This window comes from Pseudomonas endophytica, assembly GCF_001411475.1.
Taxonomy (GTDB): domain Bacteria; phylum Pseudomonadota; class Gammaproteobacteria; order Pseudomonadales; family Pseudomonadaceae; genus Aquipseudomonas; species Aquipseudomonas endophytica.
This window is the reverse complement of sequence record NZ_LLWH01000130.1, coordinates 1-2,293: the sequence shown is the minus strand read 5'-3', so window position 1 is coordinate 2,293 and position 2,293 is coordinate 1. Positions and strand designations below refer to the sequence as shown.

The following is a 2,293-nucleotide window of genomic DNA, read 5'->3' as shown; positions in this document are numbered from 1 at the left end:
GCGTGGTGCTGCTGTCGTCACTGTGTTCAGCGTTAACGCGTTTGCCGCCAAAACTGAGTTGACCGTGTACACCGCCCTCGAAGCCGAGCAACTCAAGAGCTATAAGCAAGCCTTTGAGAAGGCCAACCCGGATGTCGAGATCAAATGGGTGCGCGATTCGACCGGCATCATCACGGCCAAATTGCTGGCCGAAAAAGACCGCCCACAGGCGGATGCAGTGTGGGGGTTGGCGGCGTCGAGCCTAGCGATCCTTGACCAGCAAGGCATGTTGCAACCCTACGCACCTCACGATTTGGCCAAGATCGGGCCCAATTATCGCGACCCGGCCAATCCACCGGCTTGGGTCGGGATGGACGTATGGGCCGCGACCATTTGTTTTAACACTGTCGAAGCTGAGAAACAGGGCCTGACCAAGCCTGTGAGCTGGCAAGACCTGACCAAGCCTGAATACAAGGGCAAGATCGTGATGCCGAACCCGGCCTCTTCCGGCACCGGCTTTTTGGACGTGAGCGCGTGGCTGCAAACCTTTGGCGAGAAGCAAGGTTGGGTGTACATGGACGGCCTGCACCAGAACATCGGCCAGTACGTTCACTCGGGTTCCAAGCCCTGCAAGTTGGCCGCTTCGGGTGAGTTCCCGATTGGTATCTCATTTGAATACCCGGCGGTGCAACTCAAGCGCCAGGGCGCACCGCTGGACATCATCCTGCCCAAAGAGGGGTTGGGCTGGGAGATTGAAGCGACGGCGGTGATTAAAGGCACCCCGCATGAAGCGGCGGCTCAGAAGCTGGCTGACTTCTCGGCCAGCCCAGCAGCGATGGAGCTGTATAAAGAGAACTTCGCCGTGCTCGCGCAGCCCGGTATCGCCAAGCCGCAGACCGAACTGCCTGCGGATTACGAGCAACGCCTGATCAAAAACGACTTCGCTTGGGCCTCGAAAAACCGCGATCAAATTTTGACCGAATGGCGCAAGCGCTATGACGGTAAGTCCGAGAAAGTGGCGCACTGATTTGTGTGTAGGAGAGGTGTATGACTCAACCCATTCTTATTGTTGGTGCAGGCATTCTGGGGTTGTCCCATGCTTATGCGGCCGCAAAACGCGGGCTGAAGGTTCAGGTTTTTGAGCGCACGCACACGCCATTGGGCGCATCGGTGCGTAACTTTGGCCAAGCGCTGGTCACCGGTCAGCCGCCTGGGGTCATGCTCGATTTGGCCCAAGCCAGCCGGGGTATCTGGGCCGAGTGGGCACGGCACGCCGGGTTTGATCTCAAGCGTAATGGCTCATACCTGTTTGCCCGCACCGAAGCTGAAGAGCAGTTGCTGGAGGCTTTTTGCCAAGGCCGCGCCCGTGATTACGGCTACCGCGCCGAACTGCTGCGCGGCGCTGAACTGGACGCGCTATACGGCGGCCAGTTCAGCCATCATTGTGCGGCGTTGCACGGGCTGGACGATCAACAGGTGTATTCGCGTGAAGCCATTCCGGCATTGGTGGCGTACCTGCAACGCGAACTGGGCGTCGAGTTTCACTTTTCAACCTTGGTGCGCGACGTTGAGCCGGGCCAAGTCCATACCACGGCCGGTAGTTTTAAGGGCGCGCAGGTGATTGTGTGCTCGGGGCACGATTATCAAACGCTGCTTGCGCAGCCGCTGGCAGCGCTTAACCCGCAGCGCTGTCGCCTGCAAATGCTGCGGGTGAGACCAAAAATTGATCTGCAACTGCAGCACGCGCTGCTCACCGGCCTGAGCTGTGTGCATTACGGCGCCTTTGCCGATTTGCCGGAAGCGGCAGTGGTGCACGCCGAGATCCTGCGCGACAGCCCGCACTTGGATCAACACGGCATTCACTTGTTGATCAGCCCTACGCCGCACGGCGAGTTGATCGTCGGTGATTCCCACGACTACAGCGACGATCCATCGCCCTTCAACGCTGAACAGGTGGATAACTGGATGCTCCAGTTATGCGAAGAAACGTTGGGCTGTGAGGTGCAAGTGGTTGAGCGTTGGCAAGGGGTTTATGGCGCACGCGGGGCCAAGCCGTTTACGTGGCTCAACGTGGCGCCGGGTCTAAGCGCTGCCTTGATGCAAACCGGGGTTGGCATGAGCGTCGGCCCGGCCATGGCCGAGCGCAACATTGCGCACTTGCTTGATTAAGAGCTCGCCGCCTTCGGCAGCTCCTTGGAGGCTGTTTCACGCTTGGGCAAAAATATGGCTTGTCTCGTAGGAGCTGCCGAAGGCTGCGATCTTTAGATTTTTAGAGCGGCCCGATAGATTAAAAGCTCGCAGCCTTCGTTCCTCG

2 protein-coding genes are annotated in these 2,293 nt (G+C 58.8%); both read left to right on the top strand.

Annotated features, from left to right (window positions below; all coding sequences use genetic code 11):
- The coding region (locus tag AQS70_RS09765) for a putative 2-aminoethylphosphonate ABC transporter substrate-binding protein (protein WP_082428072.1) at positions 1-1,006 on the top strand (1,006 nt) is incomplete at its 5' end.
- A gap of 20 nt (positions 1,007-1,026) precedes the next feature.
- Positions 1,027-2,148: a TIGR03364 family FAD-dependent oxidoreductase gene (locus tag AQS70_RS09760; protein WP_055102598.1), complete on the top strand. Its 1,122-nt coding sequence runs from the start codon at positions 1,027-1,029 to the stop codon at positions 2,146-2,148.
- The last annotated feature ends 145 nt before the right edge of the window (positions 2,149-2,293 follow it).

Coding starts and splice junctions, on each gene's coding strand:
- AQS70_RS09760 (WP_055102598.1), top strand. CDS start 1,027: ATGACTCAACCCATTCTTATTGTTGGTGCAGGCATTCTGGGGTTGTCC.